19 protein-coding genes and 3 pseudogenes are annotated in these 18,399 nt (G+C 68.1%); 10 read left to right on the forward strand and 12 right to left on the reverse strand.

The annotated features are described in order from the left end of the window. Positions 1-55: 55 nt before the first annotated feature. Positions 56-220, reverse strand: a complete 165-nt coding sequence (locus tag ACFZCP_RS42525; protein WP_391442024.1) for a hypothetical protein — start codon at positions 218-220, stop codon at positions 56-58. A gap of 367 nt (positions 221-587) precedes the next feature. Here ACFZCP_RS42525 and ACFZCP_RS42530 point away from each other — a divergent pair, with 367 nt between their 5' ends. Then, positions 588-770: a hypothetical protein gene (locus ACFZCP_RS42530; RefSeq protein ID WP_391442026.1), complete on the forward strand. Its 183-nt coding sequence runs from the start codon at positions 588-590 to the stop codon at positions 768-770. 547 nt (positions 771-1,317) lie between these two features. Here ACFZCP_RS42530 and ACFZCP_RS42535 read toward each other — a convergent pair. Together ACFZCP_RS42535 and ACFZCP_RS42540 are read right to left on the reverse strand one after the other, a co-directional pair. Next, on the reverse strand, positions 1,318-1,812 hold the full coding sequence (locus tag ACFZCP_RS42535) for a transposase (protein ID WP_391442031.1): 495 nt from the start codon (positions 1,810-1,812) through the stop codon (positions 1,318-1,320). Beyond that, a complete protein-coding gene (locus ACFZCP_RS42540) occupies positions 1,800-2,141 on the reverse strand; it encodes a transposase family protein (protein ID WP_391442035.1) in 342 nt (113 codons plus the stop codon). Before ACFZCP_RS42540 ends, ACFZCP_RS42535 begins: the two co-directional genes overlap by 13 nt. 189 nt (positions 2,142-2,330) lie before the next feature. Here ACFZCP_RS42540 and ACFZCP_RS42545 point away from each other — a divergent pair, with 189 nt between their 5' ends. Beyond that, positions 2,331-3,011 (forward strand): hypothetical protein, encoded by a 681-nt coding sequence (locus tag ACFZCP_RS42545; RefSeq protein WP_391442037.1) that lies wholly within the window; start codon positions 2,331-2,333, stop codon positions 3,009-3,011. Between the two features lie 714 nt (positions 3,012-3,725). Beyond that, positions 3,726-4,310, forward strand: coding sequence for a Uma2 family endonuclease (locus ACFZCP_RS42550; RefSeq protein WP_391442039.1), 585 nt, complete (start codon positions 3,726-3,728; stop codon positions 4,308-4,310). A 381-nt stretch (positions 4,311-4,691) separates the two neighbouring features. On the opposite strand, the gene ACFZCP_RS42555 is transcribed toward ACFZCP_RS42550, so the two are convergent. Then, positions 4,692-5,024: a DUF6233 domain-containing protein gene (locus ACFZCP_RS42555; RefSeq protein WP_391442042.1), complete on the reverse strand. Its 333-nt coding sequence runs from the start codon at positions 5,022-5,024 to the stop codon at positions 4,692-4,694. 142 nt (positions 5,025-5,166) lie between these two features. Between ACFZCP_RS42555 and ACFZCP_RS42560 the strand changes: the two are divergent. Then, positions 5,167-5,946, forward strand: a pseudogene (locus ACFZCP_RS42560) (IS5 family transposase); the annotation flags it as partial. Positions 5,947-5,950: 4 nt separating this feature from the next. Here the strand turns inward: ACFZCP_RS42560 and ACFZCP_RS42565 are convergent. Next, the gene (locus ACFZCP_RS42565; RefSeq protein ID WP_391442045.1) at positions 5,951-6,301 is read right to left on the reverse strand and encodes a MarR family transcriptional regulator; all 351 of its coding nucleotides are present in this window, start codon (positions 6,299-6,301) and stop codon (positions 5,951-5,953) included. 128 nt (positions 6,302-6,429) lie between these two features. Here ACFZCP_RS42565 and ACFZCP_RS42570 point away from each other — a divergent pair, with 128 nt between their 5' ends. Continuing rightward, entirely contained in the window at positions 6,430-7,176 is a 747-nt protein-coding gene (locus tag ACFZCP_RS42570) for an ANTAR domain-containing protein (RefSeq protein ID WP_391442047.1), read from the forward strand. 189 nt (positions 7,177-7,365) lie between these two features. Here ACFZCP_RS42570 and ACFZCP_RS42575 read toward each other — a convergent pair whose 3' ends face one another. Both ACFZCP_RS42575 and ACFZCP_RS42580 read right to left on the reverse strand, forming a co-directional pair. Continuing rightward, a complete protein-coding gene (locus ACFZCP_RS42575) occupies positions 7,366-7,962 on the reverse strand; it encodes an NAD(P)-binding domain-containing protein (RefSeq protein WP_391442049.1) in 597 nt (198 codons plus the stop codon). Positions 7,963-8,003: 41 nt separating this feature from the next. Then, positions 8,004-8,822 (reverse strand): inositol monophosphatase family protein, encoded by an 819-nt coding sequence (locus ACFZCP_RS42580; protein WP_391442052.1) that lies wholly within the window; start codon positions 8,820-8,822, stop codon positions 8,004-8,006. A 139-nt stretch (positions 8,823-8,961) separates the two neighbouring features. On the opposite strand from ACFZCP_RS42580, the gene ACFZCP_RS42585 reads away from it, so the two are divergent. Then, positions 8,962-9,867: a LysR substrate-binding domain-containing protein gene (locus ACFZCP_RS42585; RefSeq protein ID WP_391442090.1), complete on the forward strand. Its 906-nt coding sequence runs from the start codon at positions 8,962-8,964 to the stop codon at positions 9,865-9,867. A 1,011-nt stretch (positions 9,868-10,878) separates the two neighbouring features. Here the strand turns inward: ACFZCP_RS42585 and ACFZCP_RS42590 are convergent. After that, positions 10,879-11,922 (reverse strand): helix-turn-helix domain-containing protein, encoded by a 1,044-nt coding sequence (locus ACFZCP_RS42590; RefSeq protein WP_391442057.1) that lies wholly within the window; start codon positions 11,920-11,922, stop codon positions 10,879-10,881. A 141-nt stretch (positions 11,923-12,063) separates the two neighbouring features. On the opposite strand from ACFZCP_RS42590, the gene ACFZCP_RS42595 reads away from it, so the two are divergent. Both ACFZCP_RS42595 and ACFZCP_RS42600 read left to right on the forward strand, forming a co-directional pair. Further along, positions 12,064-12,894 carry a dienelactone hydrolase family protein gene (locus tag ACFZCP_RS42595; RefSeq protein ID WP_391442060.1) on the forward strand — a complete coding sequence of 277 codons (831 nt, stop codon included), beginning with the start codon at positions 12,064-12,066 and terminating at the stop codon, positions 12,892-12,894. A gap of 244 nt (positions 12,895-13,138) precedes the next feature. Next, on the forward strand, positions 13,139-13,456 hold the full coding sequence (locus ACFZCP_RS42600; RefSeq protein ID WP_391442062.1) for an ankyrin repeat domain-containing protein: 318 nt from the start codon (positions 13,139-13,141) through the stop codon (positions 13,454-13,456). Here the strand turns inward: ACFZCP_RS42600 and ACFZCP_RS42605 are convergent. The 3 genes and pseudogenes from ACFZCP_RS42605 to ACFZCP_RS42615 all read right to left on the reverse strand — a co-directional run. Next, positions 13,446-13,790, reverse strand: a pseudogene (locus ACFZCP_RS42605) (transposase); the annotation flags it as partial. The gene ACFZCP_RS42600 and the pseudogene ACFZCP_RS42605 overlap by 11 nt on opposite strands. A 403-nt stretch (positions 13,791-14,193) precedes the next feature. Further along, the gene (locus ACFZCP_RS42610) at positions 14,194-15,291 is read right to left on the reverse strand and encodes a cobalamin-independent methionine synthase II family protein (RefSeq protein WP_391442093.1); all 1,098 of its coding nucleotides are present in this window, start codon (positions 15,289-15,291) and stop codon (positions 14,194-14,196) included. 11 nt (positions 15,292-15,302) lie between these two features. After that, on the reverse strand, positions 15,303-15,689 hold the full coding sequence (locus ACFZCP_RS42615) for a hypothetical protein (protein ID WP_391442065.1): 387 nt from the start codon (positions 15,687-15,689) through the stop codon (positions 15,303-15,305). Positions 15,690-16,068: 379 nt separating this feature from the next. Here ACFZCP_RS42615 and ACFZCP_RS42620 point away from each other — a divergent pair, with 379 nt between their 5' ends. After that, entirely contained in the window at positions 16,069-16,593 is a 525-nt protein-coding gene (locus ACFZCP_RS42620) for an EF-hand domain-containing protein (protein WP_391442068.1), read from the forward strand. A gap of 397 nt (positions 16,594-16,990) precedes the next feature. On the opposite strand, the gene ACFZCP_RS42625 is transcribed toward ACFZCP_RS42620, so the two are convergent. Further along, positions 16,991-17,428, reverse strand: a complete 438-nt coding sequence (locus ACFZCP_RS42625) for a replication-relaxation family protein (RefSeq protein ID WP_391442097.1) — start codon at positions 17,426-17,428, stop codon at positions 16,991-16,993. A 488-nt stretch (positions 17,429-17,916) separates the two neighbouring features. Between ACFZCP_RS42625 and ACFZCP_RS42630 the strand changes: the two are divergent. Beyond that, positions 17,917-18,399: pseudogene (locus ACFZCP_RS42630) on the forward strand (IS5 family transposase); the annotation flags it as partial.

An 18,399-nucleotide genomic window follows, 5' to 3' on the forward strand; every position in this document is an offset into this window, starting at 1 on the left:
CGCCTTGTGAGGTGGCCGGAATGCCTGCGTGGGGCTCAGTGGGGCCGGGCGGCTGTCACCGGGCCGGTGCGCTCGTGCTGCAGCGGGTTCCCAGGTGGGCGGGGCTGAGCCCCAGCACGTGGGCCGCCCGTTCCGCGGCGAGGCGGCCGTCCCACTGCAGCGCGGCCACCAGCCGCTGATCCATGAGGCTCGGTACGGAATCCGCCGATACACGGGCCATGAAAGCAAGTTTCGCCCATTCCGTCGGCGTGCGGAGCCCATCTCGCGGACCTCGCCTCCAACATGGATGGCATCCGCTTCGCTCCTTCCCTGACCCGCGCCATGGAAGGAGCACCCGTTGATCCTCGACCCGCGCATCTGGTTCCCCGGCCTGATCGACTGACCGTCGGTACCTCCAGGGCGGCCACCGGTTGCCCTGGAGGGGGTCTGCCGCGGTTCTCAGAGCACCTTGAGTTCGAAGGCAGCCTCAGCGGCTCGGGGCTTGATCGACATGGACGAAGATTCGCACTCACACAGGAGTCAGGATGAAGATCTCTCGGCTGGTCACAGCAACCGTTGCAGCTGGTGTCGTTGCCACCGTCGCTGCTGTGCCGGCAGTCGCCGCGGTCAACCAGTACCAGGACCGCCTCGCGGCGGTCACCCCGGCGAACTTCCACACCGACGGCGTGCCAGCGGCCACCCCGGCGAACTTCCACTCCGACGGCACTACGGCCGTCACTTCGGCCAACTGGATCCCGGGCACCCCGGACCACTGGATACCGAACGTCTGAAACCGGCGCTGAAGGCGTTCCGTACAGCCTTCCTGGTCACCGTCTTGCTCCCCTCGGCAACGCGGTGTCAGTCCGGCCGCAGACGCGCCGTCGTTGGTGACAACTATCGCCGTGAGGCACATTCGCCGGGAATCTCCACGTCTCAAAGCGGGACCTACGTTTCAGCGGGTCAGCGAATTCCGTCGGTTCCTCGGTACGTCGGACAGCAGGCCGCCCGCAACTCGCGTAGAGCGTGAGCCAATTGCTGCACCGGACCCGCGCTGGGATCCAGTGGAGTCTCCCGACGACCCATCGAATAATTCCCCTGGATCCACCCCGTGATCGTGCCGACGCGACGCTACGGGACTGTCCGAAGCGGCAGCAGGGGCTTGCCTGACAAAGCTGCGGCCGGAAATCTCGATGCCCGGCAGGATCTTGGCCGGCCCCGCCCAGCCCGACGGCACACGCCACGGGGGACCGTTAGGCCCGACGGGCCGCCGTTGCATAACGGGTGCTCAGATCCGTGATCGCGTAGATGGTCTGGCGGGTGCACTTGCCACTCTTGAGATCAGTACGGTGCCGTAGGATGCGCACGGCCTGGGCGGCATGGGGGAAGTCCAGGCCGAGGTCGGTGACGGTAAGGGCTCTCGTCGCTCGGGTCTCCCTGCGGCCGTGGCTGATCTCGCGGTCGTAGCGGCGGGCGATAACGCCCTTCCACGGCAATGACCGCAGTTGGCGGTGCAGTTCGGGCTGGTGGGACCACGAACAGATAGTGGGCCTTCTTCTTCTCTACCAGGAAGCGCGCGTGGTTGCGCTGGGAGTGCAGGGCGTCCGCGGTGACGGTGACCCCGGTCAGGTTGTAGGGCTCCAGCAGCGCGGCGAAGCAGGTGATCTCGTTGGTCTTGTCGGGAACCGGCAGTTGGGTGACGGTCTGGTCGTCGCCGGTCATCGCGGCCAGCAGATGAGCAGCTGGCATCTCACCGATGCGCGAACCCCGTGCGCTCTTGCCGTCCACCGCCACGGTGTCCGTCCCGGAAGGGTCGGCACCCGTCAGCTCGGCCATCCCCCCGGACAGGCCAACGTCAGCACACGGCGGATCGTCGCCTTGCTCGGCGCTACGCGCACCCCAAGGGCTCCGACGGTCCGGGTGCCGAGCCGGGCCAGCGTGTGCTGCGGCGCAGACGCGGCCCACTGTCCGATCGCCGCGTACGAGCGGGCACCGGCCAGGACTGGCGATGCGGCGATCAGCACGACGCTCACGAACGGGTGACGCCTTCCGCGCCGCCGTCGGGGATCGGCCAGGCTTCGCAACCGCTCCGCCAGTCCGATCACTGTGCTGTGCTGACGGACGGGCAGCTTGACGAGGCAAATGGTGGGAGACGGACGGCACATCGAGGCTCCGGTGCAGGGCGACTTGGCAAGGTCACCCTTTCAACCTGGGCCTTGTCGCGTCAGCAACGGGCCGGCCGACCGCCCTGACCCGTACATACCGCCCTTCGCCCGCCGTGACAGGCAGTCGATCAGTAAGCTGAGCTGCTAAAGCTCTGATCGTGCCATCACGACGAGGCTTGGGGGGCGTTCGTGTCGGATGCAGTGCTGAACATCGTGATCGGGCTTGTCACGAGCATTGTCAGCGGCGGATCCGTATGGGTTTGGAAACGGGCGAGCAGTGCCCGCCTCCTGCATCAGAAACAGGCGTTCCTCGGCCTGCGTCCTGGCGTGCCGTGCGTCATCATCTTGAACAGTCACTGGAAGATGCCCGCTGTCACCGCCCACAGCGACGTGTACGCGATCATCGAGCTTGCGATGCTCGCCGAGGAGGCGGGGTGCCCGTTCACCCTTGTCGCGGCTGACGCGCGTGAACTCAACGGGGATCGCACCGAGCTCAGCATCGGCGGACTGGGGTCGAACCAGCGAAACGTCGCGTACGTGGCCTCGCACCTGCCGGGCGTGAAGGTCAACCCGGACGGTGACTTCACAGTGGGCGAGCAGCGGTTCCTGCACGACTACGGGCGGAGAGACCATGCGCTGGTCGCGAAGTTCACCCCTCCTCAGTCCACACAGCCAGTCCTGGTCATCATGGGGCAGTCATCGATCGCGAACCAGGCAGCGGTGTACCTCATCAAGCGCGACTACCGTCGTCTGTCGAAGACAGTCGCATCGCTCGATCGGTTCTGTCTCATGCTGCGGGTCGACTCGGCAGACACCTACGGCTACCAGGCGGTCGAACTGGCTGCTGACCTGTCTGCAGTTGCCTTCTAGAGACGCCAGCACCGACAAGACACTTGCTGCCTCGTCAGGAACCCGCGCCCTCGGCAGCATCGCGGCCAGCAGGTGGGCGGCGGGCACCTTCGCGCGCTCTGCCCTCTCCGCCCGCCTGCTGAGCGCCGTCGACCTCCAAGATCACCTGGACTTTGAAACGCCCCTGGCTGTGGCAGTTTGCGACGCGGCAGTCGCACCAATGCCCGCGGCGTATGGGACTGGGAATCTCCTGAGTCGCCGCTCATCACGGCCGCCGCCCCACCTGACGTGCAGCCCAGTCCGGCACCCTCAAGGCCGGAGGGGCCACCCTCTGGACCGCTGCCCGGGGAACGCCCGCAGCGCCGGCGCCGGGACGAGCCGAGGCCGCCGGCCGGCGCGGGACCGGCTGACAGCCGTGACATGGAAGGGCGTCGCTGGTTCCTTCGAGTACCGCCCGCCTTCCTGGCGGTGCTGTCGATCCTGCTGCTCATCGTGGCCGCCCTACTGTTCTTCGTCAGGTGATCACGTCGCAGAAGAGCAGCTGATTCTCAGCGATCCCCTCAACCGTCAGCTCGTCACCACAAAACTCTTGCCAGAGCCTCAGAACGGATGGATCGGACAGTTGGGTGTGGCCCGCACGGTTGACCCCAGCACAGTCCGTCCCGGCTGAAGGCTGTCCTAGAGCCAGGACGGAGCGCTGTGAGTACGGAAACCACCACCGCCCACAGTCAGGCAATGGGAGAACCAGGAGAGGTCGGGGTGTCAGTTCCTGGTGAAGGACATGTAGGGCCGGGGACCGTTTCGGAGGTCCTGGCCCTGCCTGAAGATGCCGGAAACCGGATCGAACTGGTGGGGGCTCTCTGGTGGTCAGTCCCAGTCCCGGCATCGCCCACCAGCGCGCCTCCCCGGCGCCTGGCCGCTCTCCTGCGGGCTGCGGGTGGGGCCTCCGGGCAGCCGCTGGAGGTGCTGGAAGCGGTGAACATGGTCATCCCGGGCGGCATGTTGATCCCGGACATCGGGGTTGCCGACGCGGATGCCACCGCCGCTGCGGTCCTGAGCATCGATGCCCACGACGTGGTCCTGGTCATGGAGATCGCCTTGCCCTCCACTCGGGTCACGGGTCGCGAGATGGAACCGGCGCTGTACGCGGCGGCCGGCATCCCGCACTACTGGCGCCTTGAGCTCGTACCAGCCGCACGCCTGTACTGCGGCACCCGGCACGGCAGCAGCGGCTACATGGACCGCGCCCTGACCGCAGGCCAGTCCACCGAGCTCTCGGTTCCGTTGCCCGTCGCTCTCGATCCGGCCCATCTGCTGTGAGGTAAGCCGCCGCCGGACGCCGCCATCCCAGCACTGCCGGTCGGAACGGCTCAGCGCTCGCTCTGGCCGCGGTTGCTTACGGAGCGCACGCCAGGGCCCCACTTCTGCCGTACCGGGGCCGCGCACCACTGACACAGCGGGAAGCCGCCGTGGCCGTACCGGTGCGTCCTGCGCTGGCATCCGGCACAGCTGCCGACCTGGTCGCCGGGGCAGGTCAACGCAGACGGGTCGAGCTCGGCGACCGGTGGCGGGGGAGTCGTCATCGTGGGTTCCTCTTCCAGGCGGCATATTCCGGCCACCACAGTCGAAGGGTACCGGCCAGAACGGCACGAATGTTCGAACCGCGTCCTGAAAGAAGCCGGCTGAAGAAGAGGCCGGCCGTCACTCGCGCAACGCCTGGCCCTCCAGGCCGAGCGTCTTGCCGGGCGAGCAGAACTCGCAGGCCTGGAAGGATTGGCCGTCCTTGGTGGGCACCGTGCGGGCCACCTCGGCGTCGGGGGGCCGGGTCTCCCGCCGCGCCATGGTGCAGTCGGCGAGACGGGCGGTTGCCCCCAGCGGGTGGTCCTCGTGGATCTTCCGCTCGACCATGTACCCGACGGCTGTCTGCTGGTCGACGTCGCGGATCTTCCGGCGGGTGCTGTCGAGCTGCCGGGCAAGCCACTCTTCGAGGGCGCGCAGCTTGGCGAGGCGTTCAGCCGGAGGCGATTCGGGCACGCGTTCGATTAAATGCGGCGCCCGATGCGAAAGGCATCACCCCTGAACCCCCTAAGCCTGGGCTAGGGGGCACCTGATCTAAGGCAGTTGACAGTTAGGGATGGTTTTGTGACTGCCGGTGCTGGTGGTCGTTGAGCGAGGTGTGAGGGCCCGTCGTCCGTACCGCAGTGATGTCTGCGATGCCCGCTGGGCCTTGATCGAACCGGTCTTCATGGCCTGGCGAGCCCGGCGGAGTGGCCCTGGCACGGCAGCCCGGGTGCACGATGTGCGGGAGATCGCCAACGCGATCCTCTATGTCACCCGCACCGGCATTCCGTGGGAGTGCCTGCCGCACGACTTCCCGCCGCGCAAGACCGTCTACGACTACTACGCGAAGTGGGAAGCGGACGGCACCACCCAGCAGGTCCACGACCTGTTGCGCGACAGGACCCGCCGGGCCCACGGCCGCAGCGCAGAGCCGACCGTGGCCGTGGTCGACGCGCAGAGCGTGACAACCTCGGCGAACGTGGCCGAGACCAGTCAGGGCATCGACGCCGGCAAGAAGATCAAAGGACGCAAGCGGCATCTGATCACGAACACTCTCGGTCTGGTGTTGGCCGTCCTCATCACCGCCGCGAACGTGCACGACACCACTGGCGACAAGCTCCTGCTCGACGACCTGGCCGCAGCCCATCCCGGCGTGTCCAAGGTCTGAGCCGACGGCGGCTACCAATGCAGCATCTTCAACCACGGCGCCGGGCCCGGTATCGACGTGGAACTGGTCCAGCGGCCACGGACGAAGGGTTTCGAGCCGCTGCCCAAGCGGTGGGTGATCGAGCGGACCTTCGGCTGGCTGATGCAGCACCGCCGTCTGGCGCGCGATTACGAAGCCCTGCCACAGAGATCCCGGACGATGATCCACTGGGCGATGGCTAACAAAATGCCCCTCATGAACCGGGCCGGGCGTGGTCGCTGGCGCCGTGGCGTTCGTCCTCGTCCTTGGCCAGCATCGACAGCAGGCAGGCCACGGTCACGCCCTCCTCGGCCGGGTGGCGCAGCACCTTGTCCGGGTCGATCCTGTACCGATTGGAGCGGCCGTGGCGCGTGTGGGAGAGGTATCCGTCCTGCTCCAGGTCCGCGATGATCTTCTGGACGGCCCGTTCCGTCAGCCGGCATCGCGCCGCGATGTCACGGACCCGCGCGTGGTGGTCGTCGGCGATGCTGGCCAGCACGCGCGCGTGATTGGTCAGAAACGTCCACCCCGTGTACGGCTCGGGCACTCCCTGGACTTCCGTCACGACTCCATGTTACGACCACACGTTCACGCACCCAAAAACACGAAAATCAATTCGTGTAGGGGTTGACGTGTCACGCAAATGCGGCTGAGGCTGGAGAAGAACAATCCGGAGGACCGGAGGAGGCGAGCATGACGACGCTACCGTCCCCGGACACACCCCTCGCCAGCAACGAAGCCGACCGCACACCGCCGTCCACCGACGCGCTGCCGGTGCAGGCAGGGCCGGCCGGGATCCGCGTGACCGTCACCGTGAGCGGAGAGTTCTGCCTCGACAACTGCCAGAGCATCCGGCACGCCCTGCGCGATGCAATCATGCGGTCGGCCGAGGGTGTGGACCTGGACCTCAGCGAACTTCACTTCGCGGACTGCTCTGTACTCAACGTGCTGCTGGCCGCCCGCCGCGACGCATTCGCGGCGGGGAAGACGGTCACCATCACCACGGCCAGCCCCGCCGTCGAACGACTGCTGACCTATACCGACACCCACAGCCTCTTCTCCCCAGCCCACGAGCATGCTGCCCCGCCCGCCCGAAAGCCCGGGCCGCCGCGCGAAAAAACGGACGACGACCTCCTGCGGACCGAAGTCGTCCAGCTCAGGCGCGCGCTGCGCACCCACCCGGACATCGACCTGGCACGCGGCATCCTCATGGCCTCTTTCGGCCTGAACCCCGACGAGGCGTGGCAGGTACTGGTCACAACGTCCCAGAACACCAACACGAAACTGCACCGCCTCGCCGAGGACGTCGTCTCCACCGTCCAAGGCGCGCCGCTGCCCGACCCGGTCCAGCAGCAACTCACCGCAGCCGTCGCCAGAACACGCAACACCGGCTGCGGACCGGCATTCGCTGTCAGGGAGGGTCGAGCCGGCGGGATCTGAGCTGCTGGGGTCGGTCTTGAGAGTCCGATGCTGAAGCCGGGCTGCCCTCCGGATGCGTCGGCGCCTGCCGCAGGGAGGAGGCGCAAAGCCCGACTGTGAACCATCAATCACCAATTGAGGACACAGCGGATATCGCCCATCCATACCACGCGTCGGCTCGGGCTACCTCCAGCTGGCGCAGCTCGACAGTCAGCGGGCGATGGAGATCGCGAAGGGTGTGAATCCGGTGGACCGGATCACGTGGGGGACGAACAGGATCGCGGCCTCCGTGGCACGGGCGGTCTTGATCCCGCCGAGGTCGGTAATCCAGTCCTTGTGCCAGCCGAGGTGGGTGAGCAGTTCGCGGACGGTCTGCTTGGCCTGGGGGTCCTCGCCGGAGAGGAACGCGGTCGGTGTCTCGGTGAGCGTGGCCGGTGCGGTCATCACAGGGAAGAGCATGGTGTTGAGTGTCTTGACGACGCGGGTTTCGGGGAGTGCTTCCTGGAGTTGTTCGGCGAGGCTGGAGCCGGGGTAGAGCAGGTCGGCGGGCAGTCCGTCCGGTCCGTCGGTGGTGGCGTTGGAGACGTCGACGAGGAGCTTGTTGCGCAGTTCCTCGCGCAGGGCGGCGAGCCGTTCCAGTGAGCCGGCTCCGGGGGTGGCGTTGATGACGATCTGGGCTGTCCGGGCGGCGTCGGCGGCGGCGCCCGGCGCGCGGTCCGCCACGGTCACCTGATGCCCTGCCCCGGTGAGGGCTGTGGCCAGGTTGCCGCCGACGCGGCCGTTTCCGAGAACTGCGATCGTGGTCATGATGATCTGGTCCTTCCGTGTGTGCAGGTTGTGGTGCGCGGTCAGCGTGGGAGCGTGGCGACGGCCTCGGCGTGGATGCCGGGCGCGGCGGCCAGGAAGCTCTCGCTCTGCGGGGTCCAGGGGCGGCCCTCGGCGTCAGAGATCTTTCCGCCGGCCTCGGTGACGAGCAGCGCGCCGGGGAGCAGGTCCGCGCGGGCGCCGGCGAACTGCCAGAAGGCGTCGATCCGGCCGGCGGCCACATTCAGCAGGTGCAGGGTCGCGGGCACGGAAGTACGGACGACGAGGGCGTCGAAAAGCATCGCGGTGATCGAGGAGCCGACGCGCCGCACGACCGTCTCGTTCTCGTCCGGCCGGGCCTGGCTGGTGGCCGCGATGCTCAGGCCGAGGTCCGCAGTGGGGGAGACGTGCAGCGGTCGGCCGTCGAGGTAGGCGCCCGCGCCGGTGAGCGCGGTGTAGGTTTCCCCGGTCAACGGCTGGTGGACCACGGTGAGCACCGGCTGGTTCTCACGCACGAGGGTGGCGGTCACCGCCCACTCGGGCAGGGCGTGCAGGTGGTTGACGTTGCCTTCGGCCGGATCCACGACCCACCATTCGCCGGGCGGCAGCGCCCCGCCGTCCAGCTCGTCCTCCACCCAGCCGGCGTCCGGGCGCAGGCTCGTGAGGCGGGGGCGCAGGATGTCGAGGGCCATCTCGTCGTTGACGGCGAGGGCGCGCATCAGCTCTTCACGAGTCTGGTAGCGGACCACCTCGCCGAAGCGCTCGCGCAGCGCCGAACCCGCCGCACGCACGGCGATCGCGGTCTGGGCGAGCACGTCGGCGTCGGAGGCGGCGACGTCAGTGGTCTGAAGCGTTTCGGGCATGGTGGTACTCCCGTCTGAGGAGGGGTTCTGAGGCCGGTCGAGGGCCGAACTGCGCGTTGCTTCTTGCGCTTTCGCCTCAACGGTATGCAGCCCCGTCATTTACTTCAAATGCATGTCAGGCACGGATAGGATTACTCGTATGCAATTGGATTTGAATCTGCTCGCCGCGCTCGACGCGCTGTTGGAGGAGGGCAGTGTGGCCGGGGCGGCGGCGCGCCTGCATGTCACCGCCCCCGCGATGAGTCGGAGTCTGGGCCGGATTCGGCGCACGACCGGGGATCAGATCCTGGTGCGCACCGGCCGCACGATGACTCCGACGCCGTATGCGATCGCCGTCCGGGAACAGGTGCACGAGCTGCTGCACCAGGTCCAGGGGGTGCTGGCACCGAGCCGTGAACTCGATCTGGCAACGCTGGAGCGCACCTTCACACTTCGCTGGCATGATTCCCTCATCGCTCTGAGCGGTCCCGCGCTGCTCGCGGCGGTGCGCGGTCAGGCTCCGGGTGTGCGACTGCGCTTCGTCGCGGAATCGAGCATCGACACCCCCGAGTTGCGGCGTGGGGAGGTCGACCTGGAAGCGAACGCCAATCGTCCGAGCGCACCGGACATTCGTGCCGAGAAAGTGGCCGAGTCCCGCCTCGTCATCGTCGTGAGGCAGGGGCACCCCCTCACTCGCGTCAAAACCGTCACCGCAGAGCAGTACGCCGCCGCTGAGCACGTCACCGTCTCACGGCGCGGAAGCCTCAGCAATGCCCTCGACGACGCCCTCGCACGGCGCGGCCTCACCCGCCGCGTGGTGGCGACCGCACCCACCGAAGCGGCCGCGCTGGAGTTCGCGCGCGGCTCCGATCTCCTGCTCAGCGTCCCCGAAGCCACCACGCGCTCCGCGGTCGCCGACCTAGGCCTGGCCGTGCTCCCCCTGCCGCTCGAACTGCCGTCGGCACCGATATACCTGTCGTGGCATCAGCGCTACGACACCGATCAGGCCCACGCCTGGCTGCGCGGGCTGGCGCGAAGCACGGTGGCCGTGTGCGGAGCGTCGTAGCCGACGACGTCCGGTCAGCGCGCCGTGAAGCTCAGCGTACGGCGTGGTCGGGCCTGGTACGTGTTTCTGATCCCATGGCTCTTGCTCTGGTGGCTGACCAATTGAGTTGCTACCTCTTCCGCCGCTGGCAGCGCAACGGCACCTGGCAGCGCATCTTCACCCAACTCCAGGCCCGGGCCGGTACGAGGGACCTGATCACCTGGGACCTCAACGCCGACTCCACTGTCTGCCGGGCCGACCAGTACGCCGCCGGAGTGAGGAAAAGGGGGAACTGCAGAAGGAACCTCCCGGCGGAGTGGGCCCTGGATTTCCTTGCTGCCGCTGCTCGGGAAGTCGGTATCCGGGTCGGTCGTTCGCGGGTGTGCAGGTTCTTGCTGGCTGAAGGGGTGTGGTGGTGCACCCGTGGTCCTGGGCCTGCTCGAAGGTCCCTGGCCTGGAGGGGAAAGGACATGGATCATCGGGCTCTGCGCCAGCCGGCCTGGTGGTGTGACGGTGGTTGGTGCCGGTGAGCTTGGACGGGTGGTCTCGGGTGCCTTCCCGCGGGCACCGGGCTGGTCGTCGGGCGGAGACCGCGTCAAGAGCGAGATCGACTGCTCCCGCTGGCCGGAGAAGATCTTGGTCTACGGCGCCCTGCGCGTCCGCGATGGCCAAGCGGTCACGTTGGGCGGCGGTCGCGCAGGCAGGAGGCGTAGTCGATCGGGTCGTCCTCGAAGCCGCGGTCTGAAGGGCGGGTGATCCTCCAGCCCCGGTCGGCCGGCAGACGGTTCGGGTCCGCTTGCGCGGCTGTCCGTCTTCCCACCCGAGGCCGGGCACTTGATCTCCCTCCGTGACACTGCTGGAACTCCGTCTTGGTGCACTCCGGAGCGGGCGTGCCGTGCGGGCGCCCAGGGAGTGCTCTTGGTGTTGGGACGGGATGCCGGGGCGGGTGTGTACCGGGCATGCCTGTGGCAGTGGACACGGGTCGGGACCTGCTGGCGCAGCGCGTCGACTGCCTGCTGGGAGGTGGTTGGATCACTCCGGGAGTGGTGACGTGCGGTGGAAGGTGGTTCGGTAGGTGCTGGGGCGGTGGCCGGTGTGGCGGGTGAAGAGGGCGGTGAAGGTGCCGGGGTCGTGGTAGCCGACGGCTGCGGCGATGGCGGTGATGGTGTGGTCGGTGGTTTCCAGGAGGTGGCGGGCGCGGCGGACGCGGGAGGCCTGGAGGTGGGCGAGCGGGCTGTGTCCGGTTTCTTTGGCGAAGCGGCGTAGGAGTGTGCGGGTGCTGACGTGGAAGGTGTTTGCGAGTGCGGTGAGGTCGTAGCGTTCGGTGAGGTTCTGGTCGAGCCGTCGCATGACCTGCTGGGAGAATTCTTGGCCGGGCTGGGGGAGGAGCCGTGGGTCGATGTAGGGGGTCTGGGAGGTCCGTGCGTCGTCGACGAGTGCCACCCGGGCGGTGGTGCGGGCTACCTGGGCGCCGTTGTGGCGGCGGATCAGGTCCAGAGCGAAGTCGTACATGGCGCTGAAGGCGGCCGTGGTCGTTACTCCCGTGTCGGTGACGACCAGGTGCTCGGGCCGCACGTCGGCGTCTGGGCAGCGCCTGGCCAGTGCGCCGGCGTGCAGCCAGGAGGTGGTGGCCTGGCGCCGGTTGAGGAGCCCGGCCTCGGCGAGCAGGAACGCGCCGACGCAGAGGGAGACGACGGCGGTGCCGGCGGCGGCCTGCGCGTGGATCGCCGCGATCTCGGGGGCGAGCCGGGCGAGCCGCGCATCGAGGTCTGTGTCCGGGCGTAGTTCGAAGCCGGGGACTACGAGGACGTCGATCTCGCGCACGGGACGTACGTCCAGGCTTGCGCCGCCGGAGGCGATGACCCGGCGGCGGGGCGAGAGGACCGACACCTGGTAGCCGGGTGCGTCGGGTCCGGCGACATGCCGGGCCATCGTCAGCAGGTCAGGGACGCCGAACACTTCGGACGCGAAGCAGTCCGGGTACGCCAGGACTCCGACCCGCAGCGCACCCGGCCCCGTACCCGGCTCCGCGCTGGGATCCACGCCGTCCTCCGCCTGCCGTGCCGCCTTTGCCATCGTTGCCCTGCCCTCTTGGTGTCCCCGGGCCCGCATCGCCGTCCGCGTACCGTTCGCCTTCCTCGCGTGCGGCGAGATTACCCTTTCCTTTGGCGATCTCGCCCCCTACCCAGGGTCCGGCCCGGGGGCCAGGCTGCCCCTATGAGCGACGACGATCCGATCACTGACTTCTCCCGCCGGAGTGTGGCCGTGGAGGGGGTGGAGAAGACGGTGTACGTGGCCGGGACTGGGCCCGCGGTCGTGGTACTGCCCGAGATGCCGGGTATCAGCCCCGACGTCCTGCGGCTCGCGCGCTGGGTGCGGGACGCGGGCTTCACCGTCCATGTGCCCTCCCTGTTCGGGGCGGACGGCGCCTTTCCCACGGCCGAGGGCGGCCGGGAGGTCGTCCGCCGCGCCTGTGTCAGCGCGGAGTTCCGCGCCTTCGCCGGGGGCGGCACCAGCCCGGTGACCGTCTGGCTGCGCGGTCTGGCGCGCCAAGCCCACACCGCGTGCGGCGGGCCGGGGGTGGCTGCAATCGGCCTGTGCTTCACCGGCAACTTCGCCCTCACCATGGCCCTGGAGACGGCGGTGATCGCCCCGGTGGTCAACCACCCGTCGCTGCCGCTCGACGACCCCGGCGGACTCGAACTCGACGCGGCCGACGCGCGCGCGGTGCGCGACCGGCTCGACCGCGACCAACTCACCGTCCTCGCCTACCGCTTTGAAGGCGACCGCTGGTGCACGGGGCAGCGCTTCGCCGCCTACCGCGCGCTGCTCGGCGATGCCTTCGACGGGCGCGTCCTGCCGGACAGCGCCGCCAACCCGGCCCCGCCGCCTTTCTTCGCAGACCTGGTCGGCACCCCGCACAGCGTCGTCACCGCCCATCTCGTCGACGAGGCCGGCCACCCCACGGTCCGGGCCCGCGATGAGATCCTCGCCTTTCTCACCGACCGCCTGCACCCGCACGAGAACCGACCGTCTCCCGCCACCTGACCGACGTTGCCTGCCGGCCCGCTTGAGCTTCCCGGCAGACCGCCGAGCCGGCTGACCGGGCGGTCGCCTACCGGGCTCCACCGCAGAGCTCTGAAGCACCGCTGCGGGCAGCAACGGCTCGACCAAAGCTAACTGATCGTCCGTCAGATCGGACGGATCCCCCACCAGTTAAGCCATCTCATTTGGTGATGAGAGACTTGGGAATGCGCTGGCCAGGCCGATGCGGCAGCGGTTGGATGTCGTCGTGGAGAACACCTGGACCCCGGCCCATCAAGCGGTGGAGAACGAGGACGCACAGACCTTGGCTCAGCTGCTGGCCAAGGGAGTCCACCCTGATGAGGTATGCGACAACATGACGCTCCTGACACACGCCATTGATACGGAAGGCGATGGTGCCTTGCAGAACGGTAGCCCGCTGACGGTGCATACCACTGCTGTGCTCCTAGCCTTCGGTGCTGATCCGCAACTGCCAGGCCCCGACGGACAAACTCCCATGGATCTCGCCGCTCACTACGGCCACGACCTAGCAGTCAGGCTGTTGCAGCGGCACATCAACGAGTGAGTCGGCGCAGGCAGATGAGGGTGCAGGCGATACTTGTGAAGGCGAGGAAGTGTTCGGCCTTGCGTTCGTAGCGGCGGTGAAGGCGGCGACAGCCGGCCAGCCATGAGACGGTTCGTTCTACGACCCAACGGTGCCGGCCCAGTAGCTGCGAACTGTCCGTTCCCTTGCGGGCGATCCGGTGCTGGATGCCGCGTGCCGATAACCATCGCCGCAGGTGGTTGTAGTCGTAGCCTTTGTCGGCGTGGAGTTTTGCCGGTCGGCGTCGCCGAGGTCCGCGGCGGGAGCGGATCGGCGGGATGCCCTGGACGAGCGGGACCAGGGCCTGGCTGTCGTGGGGCCCGGGTCACCTCGGTCAGCAGCCCGCCTTCACCCAGCAGGGCAGCACCCGGGGCGTCGGCGCGGTCCAGCAGCCGTTCGACGACCTCATCCACGAGCCTGTCCTCGACCGGTTCAACGGCCGGGATCTCGTTGTCGTTCATGTCCGTCCGTCCCGGCTGGCCAAAGGCCCAGGTCAAGCCCCGACCAGCCTGTCACATCACGGACTTACACGATCTTTCAGACACGCTCCTGACCGACGCCGAAGCCGCCGACTGGCTCGCAGCCACCGGGGCTGAAGAGAGGTGGTCCGCTCGGCTGATGAGGGGGTGGCTGCCTGCACGGTGGGCCCTCCCTCAATACGACGACCGCCTGCACAACCCCAGCGGGTCGTGCAGGCCGTCGTGCAGGACGCCCGGGCTTTAACCGGCAGGCTTCGATGACGGCCCGGGGCGTTCGTTCACGAGTTCGCGGGCGGCCAGGGCGGTGCCTTCGATGCGGGCGCTGATCTTGGCGAAGGCGGTGTCGCGGGAGGTGGAGGTGTCGTCGGCGAAGGGGGAGAAGCCGCAGTCGTCGCAGGTGCCCAGACGGTTGAGGGGCAGGCGACGGGCGGCGGCGAGGACGCGGTCGCGTACCTCCTCGGGCGTTTCGACACGTGGGTCGATCGGGTCGGTGACGCCGATGAAGACCTGGGCCTGGTCAGGGAGATGTTCAGCGAGGACGGCGAGGACCCTGTCCGGTTCCGGCTCGCTGGCGAGCTGGATGTAGAAGGCACCGGCCTTGAGATGGAGGAGGGCGGGCAGCAGAGCCGTGTAGTCAACGTCGAGGCTGTGAGTGGAGTCCTGATCGCCGCCGGGACAGGTGTGGATTCCGATCCTGGCCTGTTCGGTGCTGGAGAAGCGTTCCAGGACACGGTTGTTGAGGGTGATGAACTGGTCCAGCAGACTGCCGCTCGGGTCGAGCTTCAGCGCGAGGCGGGCCTCGGTGAAGTCGAGCTGGACGCGGTGGGCACCGGTGTCCAGGCAGCGGCGGATGTCCGCTTCGGCCTCGGCGATGAGGTCGTCGAGGAAGGCTTCGCGGGGGTATCCGTCGATGCCGTCGGCTGGGTAGAGCAGGCTGAGCGCCGACGGCGCGATCACGGCCTGCTTCACCGGGGAGGCCGCGTGCCGGAGTGCGGCGTGCAGGTAGTGGTCGGCGTAGACGCCGTAGCGCAGTGGTCCGGCCGTAAGGCGGGGCAGCTGCCGCTGGTGCCCGTCGGCGAACGGGATGACGACGCCGTCGGGTGCCAGTTGGTTCAGGCCGGTCAGGGGGTAGGTGGCGAAGCTGGGCTTGGCCTGTTCGCCGTCGGTGACGACCGGGGAGCCGATCTCCTCCAGGCGGCGGACGGTGTCGCGGACCGCGCGATCCTGGGCGGCGACGAGTTCCTCGTCGCCGATCCGGCCCGCAGCATGGTCGGCCATGGCGGCGAGCAGCTCGGCGGGCCGCGGGATGCTGCCGATCGGTTCGGTGGGAATGCCCACCGTGGTCTGGCTCACGGCCTGATCTCCAGCTGCGCCTCACCGTTGCTGCCCCGAAGCCCGGACAACAGGCATGAGGTGGGCAGTTCACCGGGGAGCGCGGCAACGGTCCGATGTGCCGCCAGCCCTTCGCCGCGGCCCTCAACCACCCAGCCTGACATCCTGACCACGAGGACGCCGGCGACACGAATACTGGTGCTGCTGTCGTACGCGATCAATGACCGTTTCCCGTCACCGTAGTGGACGACTTCTTTAAGGCGCGGGCTGTTCACCGTGATGCAGGACGCTGCGGGCGACGTGCCTTCCAGGGAGCTGGTGGCCGACACCGTCCGGCCGGGAGCAACCGCGCACGTGTACCCGGCGTGTGTCTGGACGCGGGTCTGGCGGGGCAACAAGGTCAAGGGCGGGTCGTATGTGCTGTTGCTGGAACCTGTGCACAGAACGTTCTCCCGGTGCACAGGCTCATGAGCCTGACCCGCTGGAGCCCACACCACTGACGAGACCACCAGGGCCAGGGAACTCATCACGACTGCTGTGCCATGTCTGCCGAACATCCACCCTCCACGGAATGTGTTCTTCCCCAAGGGTTGTAACTACCGCCAGGCCACTTCCGCCGTCTCCGGCGCGTTGAGTCACACCATCGGAGCACCACGCGCAGTACGCGTGGTGAAAGACGCCCGCGCCCCCCCAAATGGGCGCCTTTACCGTCAGACCTGGAGGGAAGGACAACCCACTCGAATCGAAGCGCTCACACGCGAGCACCGTGAGAAAGGAACCTCGATGGACCAGACAGCCGCGCAAAAGCTCGTCTTCGCCATGCTCGACGCGGACGGAGACGGAATCGTCTCCAAAGAGGAGTACATGGCGCGCACGAGGAACGTGGCGCGGGCGGTGGGCCTCAAGGAGGACGACCGGCTCGTCGTCACCGCATGCACCCTCGGCGAGCGCGCGTGGGAGTCGATGGACGCCGACGGCGACGGAAAGATGACCTTCGACGAGTACGCGGCATGGGCCGGAGCCGAGGCGTTCGACACCGTCTGCGCACCCGTCCTCGGCGCACTCTTCGACCTCGCCGACACCGACCACGACGGCGCCCTCGGCCTCTCCGAGTTCACAGCCCTGCGCACCGCACTCAACAACCCGGCCACCAATGCCGAAGCAGCGTTCACGGCCCTGGACACCGACGGCGACGGCAGCATCGGCCGCGACGACTACATCGCGTCGATCCGCGCTCATGTCACAGGCGAAGGTTCTCCCATGGGCAGGGCGCTGTACAGCAGGCCGCTCTCCGACATCCCAGCGTGAAGATCAACGCGCCCGGGCGCCTGTGTGCACGTTGCGCAAGCGGTGTCGAAGCGGCAAGGACATGACCCCCGACTAGAACTGCGTCTTCGCTCACAACAGCGGTGGACTACCGGCTGGGCGGCATCTTGTAAAACGGCCTACTTGTTGACCGCCACGGCCGCCCAGTTGAGTCCGAGCGCGGCGAGCGCGGCTGTCCAGGATCAGTCTTTGGGATCAGTAGACGGTGGTCTGGCCTGCGCTGATCAGTTTGGTGCGCGGCTGTGATGAGGTGATCGTGATGCGTCCGTACTTGCAGTGGCTGTGGGCGCTGATCCTGGGGTGGGTTCTGAGCTGCGGGTTTGTCAGTTTGCTGGTTGGGTGATCAGGTCGTGTCATCTGCGCTGTGCATGGTTCAGGTTCAGTGATCGTTGGTATGTGGCGGCGCGCTTGGACGAGCCGCCTGTGTCTGGGGCAGGGCATGGCGGTGAGGGGCTGGCACGCTTGGGTTCGAGGTGCCGCTGGCGGATGGGCGCGCTTGGGGGACAAGTGATGCCAGCCGCACGGCGGTCGGATCGGACACGGTCCTGGACGGCCGCCGCCCGTGCAGCTCGGGCCACCCGCAGGCGAGCTGCACGCCATACGAGGTCGGAAACCACACCCGGGTCCGCCCGGCCTGCGGCAGGGTGATGCGGTCAACCAGCCCCTCGGTACGCAACCGGGCAAGCCGCCGCCGGGTCTGCTCGATACGCACCTCGGGAGCGATCACCCGGTGCATCTGCTCGGTGGTCGCCATCCGGTACTGCGCCAGCACACCCAGCGTCATCCGGTCCCCGCTGCCCGCGTCCACGCCAATCATCACGGATCCGCTCCCTTCCCTGCCGGTGCGACGCCGTCCTGCCCGGCGCCGCGCGTACCGGTTACAGCAGCAGCCGGCCCCGACCGGACCACCGACCACGAAGGCCCGACCACGGTCACGAAGCGACAACGCCTCCGTGGACCAGGCCCACATCCCCACCGACAACCCGTCCGACAACCGCCCGCGCCCTCTGTCACGGCTATCTGCGAACCCGCAGGTCACCACCCTGACCTGACCATGGTCGGGAGGTCGACATCCCCTCTACGCCCCCGAGTCCACGCCCCACAGCAGGAAGAAAGGAGAAGTGGGTGGGTGGGACAGGTCTCGGTCGGCGGGCGAGGGGATCGGGCGCCGCCGGTGTTCCTCGCGCGCGACGGCGGGGCCGCGCGCGACGCCGGACGGCTTGCCCGTGATCTCGCTGCTGTCCTCCCAGGGCTGAGCCCTGCCTAAGACCGTGTCGTATGTGGTGAGGCGTCGTTGGTCTCGGTATGGGGCGGGGTACGTGGAGTTGGATTGTTCCGGACGGGCTGTGGGAGATCGCGAAGCCGCTGATCCCTCCGTCGAGGGTTCGGCCGCAGGGTGGTGGGACACAGGACACGCCTGATGAGACGCTGTTCGCGGCCATCATCTCCGTGCTGGTCAGCGGGTGTGCCTGGCGAGCGTTGCCGCCGTGCTTCGGCGTCTCGAAGTCGACTGCCCACCGCCGGTTCCTGATCTGGTCCCGTGCTGGAGTGTGGGGCCGGCTGCACCAGGCCGTGCTCGACAAACTCGCGGCCAAAGACCTGCTCGATCTCTCCCGCGTGGTCCTCGATACCGCCCATGTGAGGGCGAAAAGGGGGGCGAACACACAGGTCCGAGCCCCGTGGACCGGGGTAAGCCCGGTTCCAAGATGCATGTCATGTCCGACCGGTCGGGACTGCCTCTCGTGGTCGGTATCTCAAGTGGCAACACCCACGACAGCCAGGGGCTCA

It is taken from the genome of Streptomyces sp. NPDC007971 (assembly GCF_042958635.1).
Lineage (GTDB): Bacteria > Actinomycetota > Actinomycetes > Streptomycetales > Streptomycetaceae > Streptomyces.